Raw genomic sequence first — 18164 nt, forward strand, 5'->3', positions numbered from 1 at the left:
ATGCTAGTCTGATGAGACACGGGGCCTTAATCGGAGGGCATCATGGCACCATTAGACACCAAGCCATCAGGCGCACCCAAGGGCGTCTGGAAGTCAGGTAAAGGAAAGGGGCGGCATACGCCCAAAGGCCGTCAGTTCACGGATGAGGCACAGGCCGAGATCACGCGCCTGCTGGGCGACCGCCCGCGCCGCCGCGATCTGCTGATCGAATTCCTGCATTTGATTCAGGACGCGCACGGCCATATCAGCGCCGATCACATGGCCGCGTTGGCGGTCGAAATGCGCATCGGTCAGGCTGAAATCTATGAGACCGCGACCTTCTATGCCCATTTCGACGTGGTGAAAGTAGGCGACACCCCTCCGCCCGCGCTGACGATCCGCGTCTGTGATTCCCTGTCCTGCGAAATGGCCGGTGCCCAGCAGTTGCAAAAGGCTTTGGAAGACGGGCTGGACCCCGCTGAAGTGCGCGTTGTCCGCGCGCCGTGCATGGGCCGCTGTGACACCGCTCCGGTGCTTGAGATCGGTCACAACCACATCGATCACGCGACCCCCGAAAAGGTGCAGGCCGCGATTGCAGCGGGTGACACCCATGCGCATCTGCCTGACTACGAAACCTTCTCGGCCTATGAGGCAGAAGGCGGTTACGCCAAGCTGAAAGAGCTGCGCGAGGGCGGCGATTGGGAGAAGGTGCAGGAGGACGTCCTGTCCTCGGGCCTGCGTGGTCTGGGTGGTGCGGGCTTCCCGTCGGGCAAGAAATGGGGCTTTGTTCGCATGAACGAAGGCCCTCGCTATCTGGCGGTGAACGGGGACGAAGGCGAACCGGGCACGTTCAAGGATCGCTATTATCTTGAACGCACGCCGCATGTCTTCCTTGAGGGCATGCTGATCGCGGCCTGGGCGGTTGAGGCCGAGACCTGTTTTATCTACATGCGCGACGAATACCCTGCGGTGCTGGAGATTCTGCGCCGCGAGATCGCCGCGCTGGAAACTGGCGGGATTGTCGCGCCCGGTTATATCGACCTGCGCCGGGGCGCTGGCGCGTATATCTGCGGTGAAGAATCCGCGATGATTGAATCGATCGAGGGTAAAAAGGGCTTGCCGCGTCACCGTCCTCCGTTCGTGGCGCAGGTTGGGGTCTTTAACCGCCCGACCTTGGTGCACAATGTCGAGACTTTGCACTGGGTCACAAAGGTTTGCCGCGAGGGGCCGGAATGCCTCAACAGCACCGAAAAGAATGGCCGCAGGGGGCTGCGCAGCTATTCGGTCTCAGGCCGTGTGGCGAAGCCGGGTGTTTACCTGCTGCCTGCCGGATCGACCATTCTGGACGTGATCGAAGCTGCCGGGGGTATGGTAGAAGGCCAGACCTTTAAGGCGTATCAGCCGGGCGGCCCATCCTCGGGTCTGCTGCCTGCGTCGATGGATGACATTCCGCTGGACTTTGACACATTGCAGCCTCATGGCACCTTTATCGGCTCCGCCGCCGTGGTGGTCCTGTCCGATCGGGACACTGCCCGCGACGCGGCGTTGAACATGCTGCGCTTCTTCGAGGATGAAAGCTGTGGCCAGTGCACGCCATGTCGCGCGGGCTGCGAAAAGGCGGTCAAGTTGATGCAGGCCGACAAGTGGGACACCGATCTGCTGGAAGATCTGTGCCAGGTCATGGGCGATGCCTCGATCTGTGGTCTGGGGCAGGCTGCTCCGAACCCGATCCGCCTCGTCATGAAACATTTCGCTGACGAAATCTGAGGGGAGACAGAGCCATGCTAGACGCAAGCCCAACCAAGACCGTCACCTTCAACCTGAACGGCGAAGATGTCACCGTGCCCGAGGGCTGGACCATCTGGGAAGCCGCCAAGGGGCAGGGGTTCACCATCCCTCACCTGTGCCACAAGCCGCAGCCGGGCTACAAACCCGACGGTAACTGCCGCGCCTGTATGGTCGAGGTGGAAGGCGAGCGCACTCTGGTCGCTTCGTGCATCCGTCCTGCAGCGGATGGGATGGTCGTGAAGACTGACAGCGACCGCGCCGAGAAATCTCGCGCAATGGTTATGGAACTGCTGGTCGCGGACCAGCCCGAAGAAGCGCACGACGCCTCCAGCCATTTCTGGGACATGGCCAAGCTGAACGATGTCTCGGGAAGCCGTTTCCCCGCAAAAGAGGCCGAAAAGATCCCTCTGCTGGATGACAGCCACATTGCGATGCGCGTCAATCTGGACGCCTGCATCAACTGCAACCTCTGCGTCCGGGCCTGCCGTGAAGTGCAGGTGAATGACGTGATCGGCATGGCCGGTCGTGGTCATACGGCGCAGGTGGTGTTCGACCAGAACGACCCGATGGGCGATTCGACCTGTGTGGCCTGCGGCGAATGCGTGCAGGCTTGCCCGACTGGTGCGCTGATGCCCGCTACCGTGCTTGACGATCAGCAGAAAGGTGACAGCAAAGACTACGACTCTGAGACAGAAAGCGTCTGCCCGTTCTGCGGTGTGGGCTGCAAGGTCTCGCTGAAGGTCAAGGACGGTAAGGTCAAATATGTCGAGGGCATCAACGGCCCCGCCAACGAAGGCCGTTTGTGTGTCAAAGGCCGGTTTGGTTTCGACTATATCCACCACCCGCACCGCCTGACCAAGCCGCTGATCCGGCGTGAGGGTGCGCCTGAGAAGGGGCTGAATGTCGATCCGTCGGACCTGTCGACCCATTTCCGCGAAGCGACCTGGGACGAGGCGATGGAGCTTGCGGCCTCCAAACTGGTGGCTCTGCGCGACGAAGATCCGCGCAGCGTTGCGGGTTTTGGCTCGGCCAAATGCACCAACGAAGAAGCCTACCTATTCCAGAAGTTCATCCGTCAGGGCTTCAAGCACAACAATGTTGACCACTGCACCCGTCTATGCCACGCGTCGTCGGTGTCCGCTCTGATCGAGAACGTGGGATCGGGCGCGGTGACCGCTACCTTCAACGAGATCGAAAACGCGGATGTGGCAATCATCATTGGGGCCAACCCGATCGAAAACCACCCCGTCGCCGCGACCTATTTCAAGCAGTTCACCAAACGGGGCGGCAAGCTGATCGTGATGGACCCGCGCGGCGTTGGGATGCGGAAGTTCGCAGATGAGATGCTGCAGTTCCGCCCGGGGGCCGATGTTTCGATGCTGAACGCGATCATGAATGTGATCGTCGAGGAAGAGCTCTATGACAGCCAATACGTCCACCGCTGGACCGAGAACTGGGAGGCCGAGAAAGAGCATCTGCGCGCCTTCACGCCCGAGGCGATGTCGCCGATCTGTGGCATCGAACCGGATCAGTTGCGCCGTGTCGCGCGCACCTTTGCGCAGGCCAAGGCTGGTCTGATCTTCTGGGGGATGGGCGTCAGCCAGCACATCCACGGCACCGACAATTCGCGTTGCCTGATCAGCCTTGCGCTGATGACGGGCAATGTCGGTAAACCCGGCGCTGGTCTGCACCCGCTGCGGGGTCAGAACAATGTGCAGGGGGCCTCGGACGCGGGTCTGATCCCGATGTTCCTGCCGGACTACCAGAGCGTGACTGACGATGGCGTCCGCGCCAAGTTCAACGACGTTTGGAACTCGGACGATTTCTCGAACGAGAAGGGGCTGACTGTCACCGAGATCATTGATCAAGCCTATGCCGGCAACATCAAAGGCATGTATATCATGGGCGAAAACCCGGCCATGTCCGACCCTGATGTGAATCATGCCCGCGACGCGCTGGCCAAGCTGGACCTGATGATCGTGCAGGATATCTTCCTGACCGAAACGGCGAATTATGCTGACATCATCCTGCCTGCCTCGGCGCTCTATGAAAAGAACGGCACGGTGTCGAATACCAACCGTCAGGTACAGCGGGTGCGTCCCGCCGTGACCCCTCCGGGGGAGGCGCGTGAGGATTGGAAGATCACTGTCGAACTGGCGCAGCGCATCGGGCTGAACTGGGATTACACCGATGTGTCGCAGGTCTTTGCCGAGATGAAACTGACGATGGCCTCGCTGGACAACATCACCTGGGACCGGCTCGAGACCGAGACGATCACCTACCCGTCGCTGTCTGAAACCGATCCGGGCCAGTCCATCGTGTTCGGCGACGGTTTCCCACGTTCGGATGGCAAGGCGAAATTCACCCCGGCCAGCGTCATCCCGCCCGATGAAGCCCCGGATGAGGAATATCCGATGATCGCCACCACGGGTCGCCAGTTGGAACATTGGCACACCGGGTCGATGACGCGACGCGCTACGGTTCTGGACGCCGTGGAACCCGAAGCAAACTGTTCGATGAACCCGCGCACGCTCAAGCTGATGGAGATCGAACCGGGCGAGACCATCCGCCTGACAACGCGTCGCGGGACGATCGAGATCATGGTGCGTGCCGACCGCGCAATCGCCGAGGACATGGTGTTCATCCCCTTTGCCTATGTCGAGGCGGCGGCAAATATTCTGACCAACTCGGCCATCGATCCCTTTGGCAAAATCCCCGAGTTCAAGTTCTCGGCCATTCGGGTTGAGAAAATCGAAGACGCCATCGCGGCGGAATAGGTAGAAAAGGGGGTCCCAGTGGCCGCCTTTTTCTTTCCTTGACAGAAGGTTAGATGCGGCCAAACCTATCACCGCTTGGGGTGATGGAGGGTTTCATGCCGCGCCGTTTTGTCGATTTGTCCGTTCCGCTGGAAACCGGGATCGTATCCGACCCGCCGATCATGTTGCCCGAAATCGAATACCTGACTCACGACCAGACCGCAGAACAGATCATGTCCTTTTTTCCGGGCTTGCAAAAAGATGATCTGCCGGGGGGTGAAGGTTGGGCGATTGAGCGTCTTCAGATCGCGACCCATAATGGTACCCATCTGGATGCGCCATATCACCACCACTCGACCATGAACAACGGCGAACGCGCGATTACCATAGACGAGGTGCCGCTCGAATGGTGCATGAATCCAGGTGTGAAGCTGGACTTCCGGCATTTCGATGACGGTTATGTTGCGACCGCCGCCGACGTCGCGGCAGAGCTGAAGCGCATAGGTCACGATCTGCAACCGCTGGACATCGTGATCGTCAATACGTCTGCGGGAACGCGTTATGGTCAGCCTGACTATTTGATGAAAGGTTGCGGAATGGGCCGTGAGGCGACGCTGTACCTGACGGAACGCGGCGTCCGCGTGACCGGTACGGACGCCTGGAGCTGGGATGCGCCCTTTGCCCTGACCGCGCAGGAATATGCTGAGACGCAGGATGCTTCGATCATCTGGGAGGGGCATCGCGCCTCGATGGAGATCGGGTATTGCCACATGGAAAAGCTGGCCAACCTCGAAGACCTGCCGCCAACGGGGTTTGAAATCTCGTGCTTTCCTTTCAAGATCAAGGGCGCGTCGGCGGGCTTTGTTCGGGCCGTTGCGATTTTTGAGGAGGACGCAGATGACTGAACCCCTAAGCGGGCATGACGGCCCCTATGACGCGCCGGTCGAAATTCGGGGTTTCCGGGTGCTACCGGAATGGATCGACTATAACGGCCACATGAATGTCGGCTACTACGGTGTGGCCTTCGATTTGGCGCTGGAAAAGCTGATGGTCGAGCATTTGGGCCTTGGCGAAGTGCAAGTGGCGGCTTTGGGGCAGGGGCCCTATGTCTTGCAGTCGCATATGACTTTCCTGCGCGAAGTACAGGAGAACGAACCCTTCTTTTATCGGATTCGCCTGCTGGATGCAGACCACAAGAGGGGCCATTATTTTGCGCAGATGCTGTCAGAAAACGACGGTGAAGTCTGTGCAACGCAAGAGGCGTTGTTCATGAATGTCAGCCATAAGACCGGGCGTTCGGTCGCTTACCCGGACTGGGCTGCAGAACGGCTTGCCCAAATGGTGCGTGATCACGCAGGGTTGGACGCAGCCCCTCAGGCCGGGCAGGCGATTGGGATACGGCGGGCTTAGTAGTCGCGTTCGAAAAACACCCCGACACCTGTTTCCCCGCGTCCGTCAACTGTTCCGCGAACGGTGAAATTGTCGGTTACATCAAGATTCAGGTTCACCTCGGTATCGCCTTCGGTGTTCACGGTGAAATCGGTGTAGAGATTGTCACTCAAGTAAGCCCCTGCACCCAATCGACCCGCGCCGCCTTCGGTCGCTCCGATGTCCACCGAGTCTACACCGGTCGCATCCCGCAGCCCCTTGGTGGCGTCCCCGCCCGCACCGCTGAGTTGGGCAAGTGATGCAGCCATTTGCGCGATGACAAACGGCGACAACTCGGAAAAGCGGTTGCCGAACAGAAGCATCGCCAGCGCCTCTTCCGCAGGGCGCTCGGGGTCGGAAAACACGTCTACTTCCGGCGCATCTAGTGGTCCCGCGATTTCAATCGTTGCCGTGCCGTCCGACGTGCTGGCGGACGACTCGAACTCGATATAGGGGGTCAGGTCGCCTTGCAGGGTCACGATGCCTTTGGTCAGCGCAAGTCTGCGGCCCAGAATGTCCAAGTTACCACGGATCAGTTCGATTTGACCTGATGGCACCACCGAAGACGTTGTGCCGCCAATAAACAAACGACCACCAAGTTCCGCGTTCACACCGCGCCCGCGCACAAAGACAGCTTTTGGTGCCAAAAGCGCAATGTCGAGAGAAATGCGGGAAACGCTGGGCGTTGCTTCTTCGTCAACAACCAGCCCTGCGCGTTCGCGGGTGATCAAGCTGGCCGAGCCTTCGCCAATATGTTGAATGTCGGGAATAGGCGCGGCCCCAACCGCCCCGGATGCAGCGGCCAGATTGATATTTGTTTCTTCAAACGTGATCTGTCCCGCAATTGAACTGTTGCCAGCCAAAGCGCCGGTCATCGCGATTTGGCCGTTCAGCGTTGTTTCATACAAAAGCTGGTCGGTCAGAACGAGACTGTTGAGCGTTGTCGTGATATTTGCGTTGAAGGGCGGCGTCAGGTCTACCGGGCCTGCCACGACAAAGTTACCACCGGCGCGCGGCCCGCCGCTGAGGGAAATCGTCGCGCGGCTTTGGGCCAGTTCCACTGACCCGCTGATACCCGTGATGGTCTGCCCGGCACCGGGAATTGCCAAAGAGGTGCCCGAGGTGGTTACCGTTCCACTCAGCGCTTCCAAAGAAGGTTTCCCCTTTAACGCCAGATCAAACCGTGCCGTACCGTCGATCTTGTTGGGGGTAATGAACAGGTTGGCGATACCGATATTGACTCCACCTGCGGCTTTCAGGTCGGCCTCACCAGATGCTTCGTCAAATGTGCCGGAAACCTGGCTGCTGATTTCTGCGGGACCTTCAGCCGTTGTGTCGATCGTCCAAACGCCGTTGTCACGTTTCGCTGTACCATTCGCGGCAATCGTACCGGGGAATTCCGGGGCGAACCGCTCAATCCGGTTTAGTTTTGCATCAAAAACCAGATCCGCCGCGCCGTCTGAATCCACGGACCCTTCCAATGTGGCGTAGGAACTGTCCGGACCGCGCAAGTTTGCCGTTCCTTCCAGACCGGACGACGTGGGTGCCACGTTCCCCTCCAGCGTCAGTGGACCGGACAGAGTTTGTGTGATCCGCGCGACGTCATCCAGTTGGACAAAATAGTTCAACCCTCCGGCTTCGCGCGCGACTTTTCCTGATGCATTGGCTGAAATGGCCGACCCCTGCAGGCGGAAATTTCGAACCTCCAGACCCTGATCCCCGTTTTGGGCGTCCACGGTCAAGGTTGTGCGGCCATTCACAAGCTTGTCGACAAAGTCGATACCGACTTGAATGTCGTCGGCGTCCAGGTTGCCCTGAATATCAAAGGCGCGGGTCGCCAGATCGCCGCTGCCCTGGAAATTGGCGGTCACAGAACCGGTCAGGTCCCGACCCGCCATCCCCGAGAATAGGGATAGGTCTGGCACATCAATGCGCGCCTCGCCATTGCCGGATGGCTCTCCGGTCGGGTCGGTCACTGTTGCCTGTACCTGTGCGCTTAGGGCTTTGCCATTCACCGTCGCGTTTCGAATCTCGATCTGATCGGCAGAGCGTGCACCGTCCCACTGAATAGTGGTTTGGCCGGTCAAAAGCGGGTCGATGTCAGCCATGCCGGTTTGCAGGTTCCTGCCAACCACACTTGCAGTGCCGTCAAACTCCAACGTCTGAACAGTACCGGTGCCGTCGACTTCGGCGCGAAGTGAGCCGCCAAGATCGCGCTGGGCCAGACCCGAGAAAACGGACAAATCCGGTGCGTTGACCTGCGCTTGCCCGTCGATGGTCAGGTTTCCATTTGGCGTTGTGACCACACCGTTTGCCTGTGCCTGAGCCGCTTCACTGTTCAGTTCAAAAGACCGGATCGTGATGCCGTCAGACCCGCGTTTGCCGTCCAGTGAGATCGTAGTTTCCCCTGTGATCACCGGATCAATGTCGTCGCGTCCGGTGGCCAGATCGCTGCCGTCAACAAACAGCGTCCCGTCAAAACTGCCCTCAAGCGGTGACCCTTTCCCTTCGACCCGCGCCGACACCTGCCCCTTAAGGTCAAGCTTGGCGATATCCGAAAACCGCGCCAGATCGGTTGCCTCAAGCGTCGCTGATCCATCCACGGTCAATCCGCTTGTCAGACCGTCAATCAACGCGTCCAAAGCCAGTGCGTAGTCAGACCCGATCAGTTCGAACCCGGACAGGTCAAGCGATTGATCGCTGCCATAATCGAATTGTCCGTCTAACGTGATGCGCTGACCGACAGCTGTGTTCAGGGCCGGATCGGTCAGGTCGATACCAGTGACACTGGCCTGAACATCCCCGCTGACGGCCAGAGCCTCGCCTTGGTCCAGCACGCCCTGCGCGCTGATACGCGCGTTTTGCAGATTGGCCTGCGGTGATTTGAATGCGTTTGCAGTCAGGCTCAGATCCCAGAGGTTTCCGTTCTTGTGGTCGTACAGGGCGGAAATTTGCGCAGCTTCAATGGACGTTTCACCGCCAGCGACCGGCAACACGACCGCCTCACCGTCGGGCGGTGTGATGCGGCCCTGAAGGGCAGCCAGTTGGAGTGAGCCGCCTTCAGCCAGTTCCAATTCCCCCTTTAGGTTCAGCGCCTGTGTGGTCAGATCAAGATCTGACACCTCAAGCGCGCCTTCGGGTTTGGTTTGGCCGTCCACGAACAGGCGTGTGTCCGTCCCGAAGAACGGATCAATTTCTGGGGTCAGGAACGGGGTCAGATCGCCGCTCAGGTCTGTTGTAAAGGCGATCCCTTGTTGCGCGCCACCATCAGCCGCACGCAGGCGCACTTGCCCTGAAACGCGTTGTTGGTTGTCGCTGCTCAACCCGATATCGGCTGTGAAATCGGTAAGCGGCCCTGATCCCTTGGCGGTCAGGCCAATCGGGGGGCTGTCGGGGATTTTCAAGGCGGTCGAAATCAACCCGCCTGCAGCCTCGGTCACTTGCAGGTCCAGATTGATCTCGCTCGTGGCGTTTTCAAATCCTGCCGTCAGCTTGATCTCATCCCCTGCGCGGTCCAGACGGGTTACATCCAGCGATGTATCAAGCGTTCCGTCCGCCAGAGACATGTTGCCGTTGATCGAAAGGTCCGCAGCGACCCCGATCAGAGGTTCACCCAAAGACACTTCGTCAATGCGGATTTCTCCGATTTCAATTGCGACGGGCAGTTCTGGCAGTTGGAAGGGCTGCGTTTCGACGGTTGCCGCTGGTTCGTCTGTCGTCGTCGCACCGGGTGCGCGGGCAATGTCGATCTCTTGCGCGGTTAGGGAGTTGACCGAAAACCTGCCACGGATCAGCGCCAGACGGTTCCAGTCAAGCTGCGCGTCCTTGATGGTCAGCCAGACGCCTTCGTCGTCTGCGATGGTAATTTCCTCGATTGTCGCGCGCGCGCTAAGTGCACCCTGAAGGCCGGTCACCGTTACGTTCTGATTGTCGCCCGACAGCGTGTCCTGGAGAAAGTTCTCCAGCATACTGCCGCCGCCATCTTCCTGCGCGACCACAGGCGGCGCGGTCAGGATAAGTGTCGCGGCCAGCACAGGATATGAATATCGCCGTATCAAAATGCCTGTCCGATCCCGATATAAAACTGCAGGCCGTCGCCTGTGTCGCCCTGAACAGGCACCGCTAGATCCAGACGTAGCGGGCCAAATCCGCCCAAGTCATACCTGACCCCCAAACCCGCACCGGAATGAGAAGCCGCGGCGCTGGTGACAAAAGACGAGGAGTCCACCACACCATAGTCATAAAATCCGACCAGCGATATCGTCTCGGTTATTTTCCCACGCACCTCGCCGGAGAGGCCAAGAAAGGACTTACCGCCAGCAACTTCGTTTCCAACCGGGATGCCGAGGCTTTCAAAAGGTTGCCCGCGTACGGTACCGGCCCCGCCCGAGAAAAACAGGAAGTCGGGCGTCACACCATCCAGCGAGGGGCCAAGGACCGACCCGACCTGAACCCGACCGGCCAGAACGATGCGTCCTTCGGTGTTTAGGCTGGTGTAGCCGCGTCCGTCAAAGAAGAATCGAATGCCTGTTTCCGTGCCAGACAGCCCGACGAATGGCATGATCTGAGAATCCAGATAGAACCCGCGCGTCGCGCTGACCTTGCTGTCTCGTTGGTCCCATTCGGACCGCGTCGGTATAATGAAGTAACGGAACTTGCGACCATCCCCAAAGGCGTCATCGGCATTTGACCACTGAAAGCCGGCCGAGGCTTCGGCATAAAGGCGGTCTGAGAATGTGCGCCGTGCACCATAGGCCAGTGACGTGATTGTTACGTTGTAGTTGTCGGTGTTCCGACGTTCGATCAACGCGCTCCAGAATGTGTTGTCGTCCGGGCCCAGCCTGTCGGGTTGATCCAGACGAAGACCGATACGTCCGTCCAAGTCCTCGGCCCCGCCAATATTGCGAAGCGCAGCTTCGAAACGCAGCCTTTCGGCACGCCGGAATACGTTACGATGCGTCCAGGTTGCGGTCACGTCGATCCCATCGCGCGAGGCGATCTCGAACCCGAAAGTCAGGCGACGTTTCGGCAAATCTTCGAAATAGGCGTCAAAATCCAGCGTCCCATCTGGGTTCGGGGTTTCATGTTCTTCGATGGAAACCACGTTGAACGTTCCGGTCCGACGCAGGCGTGTTCCAACTTTTTGAATTTGCTCGGGCGAGTAAACCTCGCCCGACGGGAATCCGGCAACTTTTTCGATGGACCTGTGGCGCACGTCCGAGTCGCCCTTGATGAACATTTTCCCGAAGGTCAGGCGTGGCCCCGGTGCCAGATCGACACGCGCATCCAGCCTGGCCTGCGCATGCCGCGCGATGACCTGTTCGTCCTCAACCCCGGCCTTGGCGTGACCCGCGTCGCGCCAACCCTGCACACCGGCAGAGGCCGCGCGTTGAATGGCGCCGGTCGTGGCCAACTGGCCTGTTGCAAAATCTTCGGGCAACTCGGTTTCAGGGGCCAATGGAACAACGACGGCTTCGCCGAACTTGAAGGTGGGGCCCGTGTTTACTGTAATTACCGCGCGGTTGATTTGCGCGGGGACGCTGAGTGAACTGATTTCCGCCGCTTCCTGACCGTCCAGCTTGATGCTGACGACCGGGCTGAAATACCCTTCGTCATAGAGAATTTGAACGATGGTCCGGTAATCTGACAATGCGGCTGACAGAATTTCCAGCGGAGTGTCCAGACCGCGAGACTCGGCCGTTGCAACCGAAGAGGTTTCTTCGATCCGTTCCACCAACTTGCTTGGCGCACCCGGCGCGGTCAGGGTCGTTTCAAGCGCCGCAACAGATGTGGGTAAAACAAGCGAGAGAGCACCAAAAAGGCAATTCCTAAAAACGGCGTGCCGCCCGTTTCCCTGCATCTTTTGGCTCCAACTGCCCCAAATCGAGTTTTAGGTCACCGCATTGTGCAACGCGACGGTTCGTTAAAGCCATGTTAGAGCATCAATTTTCGCGCAGGGAAGAGAATTTTTGGCCGGACCTGTCGAATTCGCATTTGTGTGGTCGACCAGTCTCGGGCTTATGATCCCACGTTGCGGAACCAACGGATGATAGCTTCGCGATCTTCTGGTTCCATATAGGTCACATTGGCCGGGGGCATGGCGTGGCTGACACCCGATTGCAGGTATATCTGTTTTGCGTTTCGGGCAATGTCACCTTCGGTTTCCAGCAGCACGCCCTTAGGGGCCCATTGGATGCCCTCCCACACGGGTTCGCGGGCGTGACACATCGAGCATCGACCCAAGACGACATCATGGGCCTCTTCAAACCCTTCAGCGGCTGCAAACTTCTGCTCATACGGCGTAAGGGGCTGCGCCTCTGCCTCTTCTAGCGGTTTATACATTGGTGCCGTGGACAGCCACATGATCGCGATGAACAGCAAGGCTGTGACCAGCCATGTCCATGTGGGATCACCCGCGCGTGCGTGGCGTGTATTGAAGTAATGGCGGATCGTGACGCCCATCAAGAAGACCAGTGCAGCGATGATCCAATTGTATTCCGTCGCAAAGGCCAGCGGGTAGTGGTTCGACAGCATCAGGAATACGACAGGCAGCGTCAGATAGTTGTTGTGGGTCGAGCGCAGCTTTGCGATTTTTCCGTATTTCGGGTCCGGAGTGCGGCCGTTCTTCAGGTCATCCACCACGATGCGCTGGTTCGGCATGATGATGAAAAACACATTGGCGGTCATGATCGTCGCCGTGAACGCGCCCAGATGCAGCATCATCGCCCGACCAGTGAAAATCTGATTGTACCCCCAGCCCATCGCCACAAGCAGGACGAACAGAAGCACCATCAGCAGCGTTGGACGCTCGCCCAGGCCTGACTTGCAGAGAAAATCGTAGATCAGCCAGCCGACGGTCAGGGAAGCTGCCGAAATCGCAATACCCTGCCATAAGGCGAGATCCGCCTTTTCCGCGTCGATCAGATACAGCTCTCCGCCGACCCAGTAGACGATCATCAGCAATCCGGCACCGCTGAGCCAGGTCGCGTAGCTTTCCCATTTGAACCAGGTCAGGTGGTCCGGCATCCGTTCGGGCGCGACCAGGTATTTTTGAATGTGGTAGAAACCACCGCCATGGACCTGCCATTCCTCACCATCTGCAGGTCCGGGGATATTGCGGTTCAGGCCAAGGTCCAGCGCGATGAAATAAAAGGATGATCCGATCCAGGCGATTGCGGTGATTACGTGCAGCCAGCGCACGGCAAATGCCATCCAGTCCCAGAACACGGCGAATTCGAACATGAGAGGTCTCTCCGATTGGTTGCCGTCACACTAGGCAAACGCGGTTTTCTTCGGTATTCCCGTATATTGTCAAACTGTATCAAAAAAAACGATAAGATGTCCTATCTCGACAATATCCGAACCTTCGTCAGGGTCTATGATTTGGGTAGCATGTCCGCCGCAGGGCGCGACCTGCGCATTTCCCCTGCGGTCACCTCGGCGCGGATTTCCCAGCTTGAGGATCATCTGGGTGTCCGCCTGTTCCAGCGCACGACGCGCAACCTCAGCCCGACTGAGCAAGGGCGGGCATTTTATCCCGGCGCGGTGGCAGTTCTGGACGCGGTTGACGAGGCTGAGGCGCAGGTGGTTCATCTGACCGAAGCACCGCGCGGGTCGTTGTTCGTCGCGGCACCGCTGGGTGTAGGGCGCAGGCTGCTTGCCCCACTTGTACCTGATTTTCTTGCAGCATACCCCGAGATCGACGTTCGGCTGCGCCTGACGGACCGATCCGTTGACCTGACGACTGAAGGGTTGGATTTAGCGTTTTTCATAGGTCAGCCAGAAGACAGCACTTTGCGCATCCGGAAGATCGCGGATTGTCAGCGCGTCCTGTGTGCTGCCCCGGAATACATAAAACGTCGGGGCATGCCCAAAACCGGATCGGACCTGATTTCGGAAAAGCACGAATGCCTGAACTTGCGGTTTCCGGGTGCTGCTGAATTTCAGTGGCAACTGGGAACACCCGAGGGGGCCAAACGCTTTGCGGTGACCGGTCGGTTTGAATGTGATGATGGGGACGTTCTGACGGACTGGGCCTTGTCAGGGCAAGGTATCGCGATGAAGCCCGTTTTTGAGGTGACGGACCACCTGAAAGCGGGGCGTCTCGTCCCCGTCGCCACAGACACGCCACCGGTTTCCGTCCAGATGGCGTGTCTTTATACGCACCGCAGGCATCAGGACCCTAAGGCGCGGTTGTTTATGGATTTCATGATTGCCCGGATCGGGGACGTTGTCCGCAATTCAGAGGTTTGAGCCCTCAACTGCCGCGATAGGTTGAGTACCCGTAAGGCGACAGTAAAAGCGGCACGTGGTAGTGGGCTTCGGCATCGGACATGCCGAACCGGATGGGAACTTCGTCTAGAAACAGCGGTTCTTCTGCGGACTGACCGGTTGCGCGCAAATAGTCACCGGCGAAGAAAACCAGTTCATACGTACCGGTTGTAAAGTCGTCCTGCGGCAGGATCGGGCTGTTTGTGCGCCCGTCCTCGTTGGTTTTGGTCTCGGCCAGCTTACGGCGATTTCCGTCCGTGATTTCGAACAGCTCAATTTTCAGCCCCTCTGCCGGGCAGCCGCGCGCGGTGTCCAGAACATGGGTTGTCAGATAACCTGCCACGGGAATCTCCTAATTTCTAATCGTCTCATTGGTTTGCTGATGCTTATCACATAAAGCGCACATGTTTTGTTTGACACAGTCTGGTTTGAATTCCGAAACTTTGGGAATGCCGAAAGAAATGGAAACAGCGTTCGGATTGATTTGATAATCATCGCTGCGTTTCTGCGGTAAAGCGTAGGTAATGTGACAAAGACAAGACGGAAGACATCATGCAGCCCCCTCGTTACCCCCGCGACATGATCGGATACGGAGCCAACCCACCAGACGCCAAATGGCCAGGTGGGGCGAAATTGGCGGTTCAGATCGTGCTGAATTATGAAGAGGGCGGAGAGAACTGCGTGCTGCACGGGGACGCCGCGTCCGAGGCATTCCTGTCCGAGATCGTCGGAGCCGCCCAGTGGCCGGGACAGCGCCATTGGAACATGGAGTCGATCTATGAATACGGATCGCGAGCCGGGTTCTGGCGCTTGCACCGGTTGATGAAGGGCTTGCCGATCACTGTCTACGGTGTCGCAACGGCCTTGGCCCGTTCCCCGGATCAGGTTGCAGCGATGAAATCCGCAGGGTGGGAGATCGCGAGCCACGGCCTCAAGTGGGTTGAACATAAGGACATGCCCGAGGGTGAGGAACGCGCCCAGATTGCCGAGGCGATCCGTCTTCATACCGAGGTTGTCGGTGAACGCCCGGTGGGGTGGTACACCGGGCGCTGTTCCGAAAACACCGTGCGGTTGGTCGCCGAAGAAGGCGGCTTTTCCTACGTGGCTGACACATACGCTGACGATCTGCCTTATTGGATGAACGCTGGTGGGCGGGACCAGTTGATCGTCCCCTACACGCTGGATTGCAATGATATGCGTTTTGCCACGCCGCAGGGGTTTAACTCGGGCGATCAGTTTTATGCGTATCTCAAGGACAGTTTCGATGCGCTTTATGCAGAAGGTGAGGCGGGTTCGCCAAAGATGCTGTCGATCGGCCTGCATTGCCGTCTGATCGGTCGTCCGGGCCGGGTCGTGGCCCTGAAGCGGTTCTTGGACTACGCGCAGGGGCATTCGGATGTCTGGTTCGCGACCCGCCAGCAAATCGCCGCGCATTGGGCGGAACAGCATCCCCCTGCCTCACGGCCCAAACCGTCCGAGATGGACCGGGACGCCTTTGTCACAGCCTATGGCGGGATATTCGAACACTCTGCCTGGATCGCTGAACGTGCTTATGATCTGGAACTGGGTCCGGCCCACGACACGGCTGGCGGCTTGCATAATGCGCTGACTCGCATGTTCCGATCCGCATCGGAACCAGAGCGGCTGGACGTCCTGACGGCGCACCCGGACCTCGCAGGTAAGCTGGCGCAGGCCAAGCGATTGACGCAGGAAAGTACGTCCGAGCAGGCATCAGCCGGATTGGACGCGCTAACGGATGCTGAGCGCGACGCTTTTACGAATCTGAACACGCGCTATACGCAGAAATTCGGATTTCCCTTCATCATTGCGGTGCGTGATCACAACAAGGCTTCGATTCTGGACGCATTCCAACGCCGGATTGAACAGGACCGAGACACGGAGTTTGCCGAAGCCTGTCGTCAGGTTGAACGTATTGCCGAGTTCCGGTTGCAAGACGTGCTGCCTTCATGAAGCGGATCGCGGCAACCCCTCTGACGCACGCCGCGTTCGCGCCTTTTGGGGATGTGATCGAAGTCGCAGGCGACCCGGACAAGATCATCAATCAGGGTCAATGCGGCCGGTTCCATGACCGTGCTGAGATGGATTTTTCGGATGGCCGTGCAGGGATCAGCCTGTTTAACGCCAACCCGCGTGCCCTGCCATATCAGCTTGATATGGTAGAGCGGCATCCTGATGGCAGCCAAGCCTTTATCCCCATGACCCATCAGCCTTTTCTGGTCATCGTTGCCCTGGACGAGAACGGTAAGCCGGGCGAGCCGGTGGCGTTCATTACCACTCCGGGGCAGGCGGTGAACTATCACAGGGGCACGTGGCATGGCGTTCTAACACCACTGCACGGCCCCGGCCTGTTCGCGGTTGTCGATCGGATCGGCACAGGCACCAACCTTGAGGAATTTTGGTTCGACACGCTCTACGAAGTCGTGTCGTGACCGTTGAAGCCGCAGGATAAGCGGCAAGACCCCCGTGAACCTGACAGAGAGGACAGTAACTCATGGCTGACACTTCCATAGGGACCCCCGAACAGCTTCGGGACCCGAACTATACTCCGGCTTTGCATAAGGCGGTTCCGTTGGGCATCCAGCACGTCTTGGCGATGTTCGTATCCAACGTCACGCCCGCGATCATCGTGGCAGGGGCGGCCGGGTTCGGATTTGGGTCCAACTCACCGGACTTTCCTGAGTTGCTGTACCTGATCCAGATGTCGATGCTGTTTGCCGGCGTCGCGACGCTGCTGCAGACAGTAACGCTCGGGCCGGTCGGTGCCGCTTTGCCCATCGTGCAAGGCACCAGTTTTGCCTTTCTGCCCATCATGATTCCACTGGTCGCGGGTAAAGGCGTCGATGGCCTGGCGGCCTTGTTCGGTGGGGTGATCGTCGGCGGTTTGTTCCATGCTTTGTTGGGGACTGTGATCGGAAAAATCCGCTTTGCGCTGCCGCCTCTGGTGACCGGGCTGGTGGTCACAATGATCGGTCTGGCACTGGTCAAGGTCGGCATTCAATACGCGGCAGGAGGTGTTCCGGCCATCGGGACGCCTGAATATGGGTCGGCCCTGAACTGGTCGGCGGCTCTGGTCGTGATCATCGTCACGCTGGCGCTAAAGTTCTTCACGCGCGGGATGCTCTCTGTCTCGGCTGTTTTGATTGGCCTAGTTGCTGGCTATGGGTACGCCCTGATGGTTGGAATGGTCACGTTCGAAGCGATTGGCACAAGTTGGGATCGCGCGGCTTCCTTTGCGTTGCCGGTGCCGTTCAAATACGGGTTCGAGTTCTCGTTCGCGGCGATCATCGGTTTCTGCCTGATGGCCTTTGTGTCGGCGATTGAAACCGTGGGCGATGTGTCCGGTGTCACCAAGGGTGGGGCAGGGCGCGAAGCCACTGACAAGGAAATCGCCGGGGCCACCTATGCGGACGGTTTCGGGTCAGCCTTGGCTGGTGTGTTTGGTGGCTTGCCAAATACCTCCTTCAGCCAGAATGTCGGGCTGATCGCCATGACCGGTGTGATGAGCCGCAACGTGGTTACGATTGGCGCGCTGTTGCTGATCCTGTGCGGTCTTGTTCCAAAGGTCGGGGCGATCATCCGTACCGTTCCCATCGAAGTGCTGGGTGGTGGTGTGATTGTGATGTTTGGGATGGTCGTCGCAGCCGGTGTTTCGATGCTGTCAGATGTGGACTGGAACCGGCGCAACATGGTGATCTTTGCAATCTCGCTGTCGATCGGGTTTGGCTTACAGCTCGAGCCCAATGCGGTTCAGCACCTGCCTGACACGTTGGGCATCCTGATGAAAAGCGGCCTGTTGCCTGCAGCACTGATCGCTATCGTTTTGAACCTGATCCTGCCGCACGAACTGGCAGATGAGGCGACCGAAGAAGTCTCGGGCGGAATGTCCGGGCATGGATCGGGCAGCCTGCCGGGCGAATAGCC

General features: G+C 58.8%; 12 protein-coding genes. 8 read left to right on the plus strand and 4 right to left on the minus strand.

Annotation, left to right across the window (positions count from 1 at the left end):
- Positions 1-42 precede the first annotated feature (42 nt).
- The 4 genes from GOV88_RS16140 (at position 43) to GOV88_RS16155 (ending at position 5933) form a co-directional block, all read left to right on the plus strand.
- The gene (locus GOV88_RS16140; protein WP_171241072.1) at positions 43-1746 is read left to right on the plus strand and encodes an NAD(P)H-dependent oxidoreductase subunit E; all 1704 of its coding nucleotides are present in this window, start codon (positions 43-45) and stop codon (positions 1744-1746) included.
- Positions 1747-1760: 14 nt separating this feature from the next.
- On the plus strand, positions 1761-4544 hold the full coding sequence (gene fdhF / locus GOV88_RS16145) for a formate dehydrogenase subunit alpha (protein ID WP_171241073.1): 2784 nt from the start codon (positions 1761-1763) through the stop codon (positions 4542-4544).
- 95 nt (positions 4545-4639) lie between these two features.
- On the plus strand, positions 4640-5428 hold the full coding sequence (locus GOV88_RS16150) for a cyclase family protein (RefSeq protein WP_171121797.1): 789 nt from the start codon (positions 4640-4642) through the stop codon (positions 5426-5428).
- Positions 5421-5933, plus strand: coding sequence for a thioesterase family protein (locus GOV88_RS16155; protein WP_171241074.1), 513 nt, complete (start codon positions 5421-5423; stop codon positions 5931-5933). The genes GOV88_RS16150 and GOV88_RS16155 overlap by 8 nt, the downstream gene beginning before the upstream one ends.
- Here the strand turns inward: GOV88_RS16155 and GOV88_RS16160 are convergent.
- The 3 genes from GOV88_RS16160 to GOV88_RS16170 all read right to left on the minus strand — a co-directional run bounded on the left by GOV88_RS16160 (position 5930) and on the right by GOV88_RS16170 (position 13193).
- The gene (locus tag GOV88_RS16160) at positions 5930-10009 is read right to left on the minus strand and encodes a translocation/assembly module TamB domain-containing protein (protein WP_254449252.1); all 4080 of its coding nucleotides are present in this window, start codon (positions 10007-10009) and stop codon (positions 5930-5932) included. The two genes, GOV88_RS16155 and GOV88_RS16160, sit on opposite strands and share 4 nt — an antisense overlap.
- Entirely contained in the window at positions 10006-11811 is a 1806-nt protein-coding gene (locus GOV88_RS16165) for an autotransporter assembly complex family protein (RefSeq protein ID WP_171121799.1), read from the minus strand. Before GOV88_RS16165 ends, GOV88_RS16160 begins: the two co-directional genes overlap by 4 nt.
- Positions 11812-11969: 158 nt before the next feature.
- Positions 11970-13193 (minus strand): urate hydroxylase PuuD, encoded by a 1224-nt coding sequence (locus GOV88_RS16170; RefSeq protein ID WP_171121800.1) that lies wholly within the window; start codon positions 13191-13193, stop codon positions 11970-11972.
- Positions 13194-13289: 96 nt separating this feature from the next.
- Between GOV88_RS16170 and GOV88_RS16175 the strand changes: the two genes are divergently transcribed.
- Complete coding sequence (locus GOV88_RS16175) at positions 13290-14204, plus strand: LysR family transcriptional regulator (RefSeq protein ID WP_171241075.1); 915 nt, start codon at positions 13290-13292, stop codon at positions 14202-14204.
- Positions 14205-14208: 4 nt separating this feature from the next.
- On the opposite strand, the gene uraH is transcribed toward GOV88_RS16175, so the two are convergent.
- Positions 14209-14565: a hydroxyisourate hydrolase gene (gene uraH / locus GOV88_RS16180; RefSeq protein WP_171121802.1), complete on the minus strand. Its 357-nt coding sequence runs from the start codon at positions 14563-14565 to the stop codon at positions 14209-14211.
- A gap of 209 nt (positions 14566-14774) precedes the next feature.
- On the opposite strand from uraH, the gene puuE reads away from it, so the two are divergent.
- The 3 genes from puuE (at position 14775) to GOV88_RS16195 (ending at position 18162) form a co-directional block, all read left to right on the plus strand.
- Positions 14775-16193, plus strand: coding sequence for an allantoinase PuuE (gene puuE, locus GOV88_RS16185; protein ID WP_171241076.1), 1419 nt, complete (start codon positions 14775-14777; stop codon positions 16191-16193).
- The gene (locus tag GOV88_RS16190) at positions 16190-16672 is read left to right on the plus strand and encodes an ureidoglycolate lyase (protein ID WP_171241077.1); all 483 of its coding nucleotides are present in this window, start codon (positions 16190-16192) and stop codon (positions 16670-16672) included. Before puuE ends, GOV88_RS16190 begins: the two co-directional genes overlap by 4 nt.
- A gap of 62 nt (positions 16673-16734) precedes the next feature.
- Positions 16735-18162: a nucleobase:cation symporter-2 family protein gene (locus GOV88_RS16195; RefSeq protein ID WP_171241078.1), complete on the plus strand. Its 1428-nt coding sequence runs from the start codon at positions 16735-16737 to the stop codon at positions 18160-18162.
- Positions 18163-18164 lie beyond the last annotated feature (2 nt).

It is taken from the genome of Ruegeria sp. HKCCA5491, from assembly GCF_013034565.1.
GTDB lineage: Bacteria > Pseudomonadota > Alphaproteobacteria > Rhodobacterales > Rhodobacteraceae > Ruegeria.

Bases quoted from the DNA above. Each gene is read 5' to 3' on its own strand.
- GOV88_RS16165 (WP_171121799.1), bottom strand. From the start codon at position 11,811: ATGCAGGGAAACGGGCGGCACGCCGTTTTTAGGAATTGCCTTTTTGGT.
- GOV88_RS16140 (WP_171241072.1), top strand. From the start codon at position 43: ATGGCACCATTAGACACCAAGCCATCAGGCGCACCCAAGGGCGTCTGG.
- GOV88_RS16190 (WP_171241077.1), top strand. From the start codon at position 16,190: ATGAAGCGGATCGCGGCAACCCCTCTGACGCACGCCGCGTTCGCGCCT.
- GOV88_RS16155 (WP_171241074.1), top strand. From the start codon at position 5,421: ATGACTGAACCCCTAAGCGGGCATGACGGCCCCTATGACGCGCCGGTC.
- puuE (WP_171241076.1), top strand. From the start codon at position 14,775: ATGCAGCCCCCTCGTTACCCCCGCGACATGATCGGATACGGAGCCAAC.
- GOV88_RS16170 (WP_171121800.1), bottom strand. From the start codon at position 13,193: ATGTTCGAATTCGCCGTGTTCTGGGACTGGATGGCATTTGCCGTGCGC.
- GOV88_RS16150 (WP_171121797.1), top strand. From the start codon at position 4,640: ATGCCGCGCCGTTTTGTCGATTTGTCCGTTCCGCTGGAAACCGGGATC.
- fdhF (WP_171241073.1), top strand. From the start codon at position 1,761: ATGCTAGACGCAAGCCCAACCAAGACCGTCACCTTCAACCTGAACGGC.
- GOV88_RS16175 (WP_171241075.1), top strand. From the start codon at position 13,290: ATGTCCTATCTCGACAATATCCGAACCTTCGTCAGGGTCTATGATTTG.
- GOV88_RS16195 (WP_171241078.1), top strand. From the start codon at position 16,735: ATGGCTGACACTTCCATAGGGACCCCCGAACAGCTTCGGGACCCGAAC.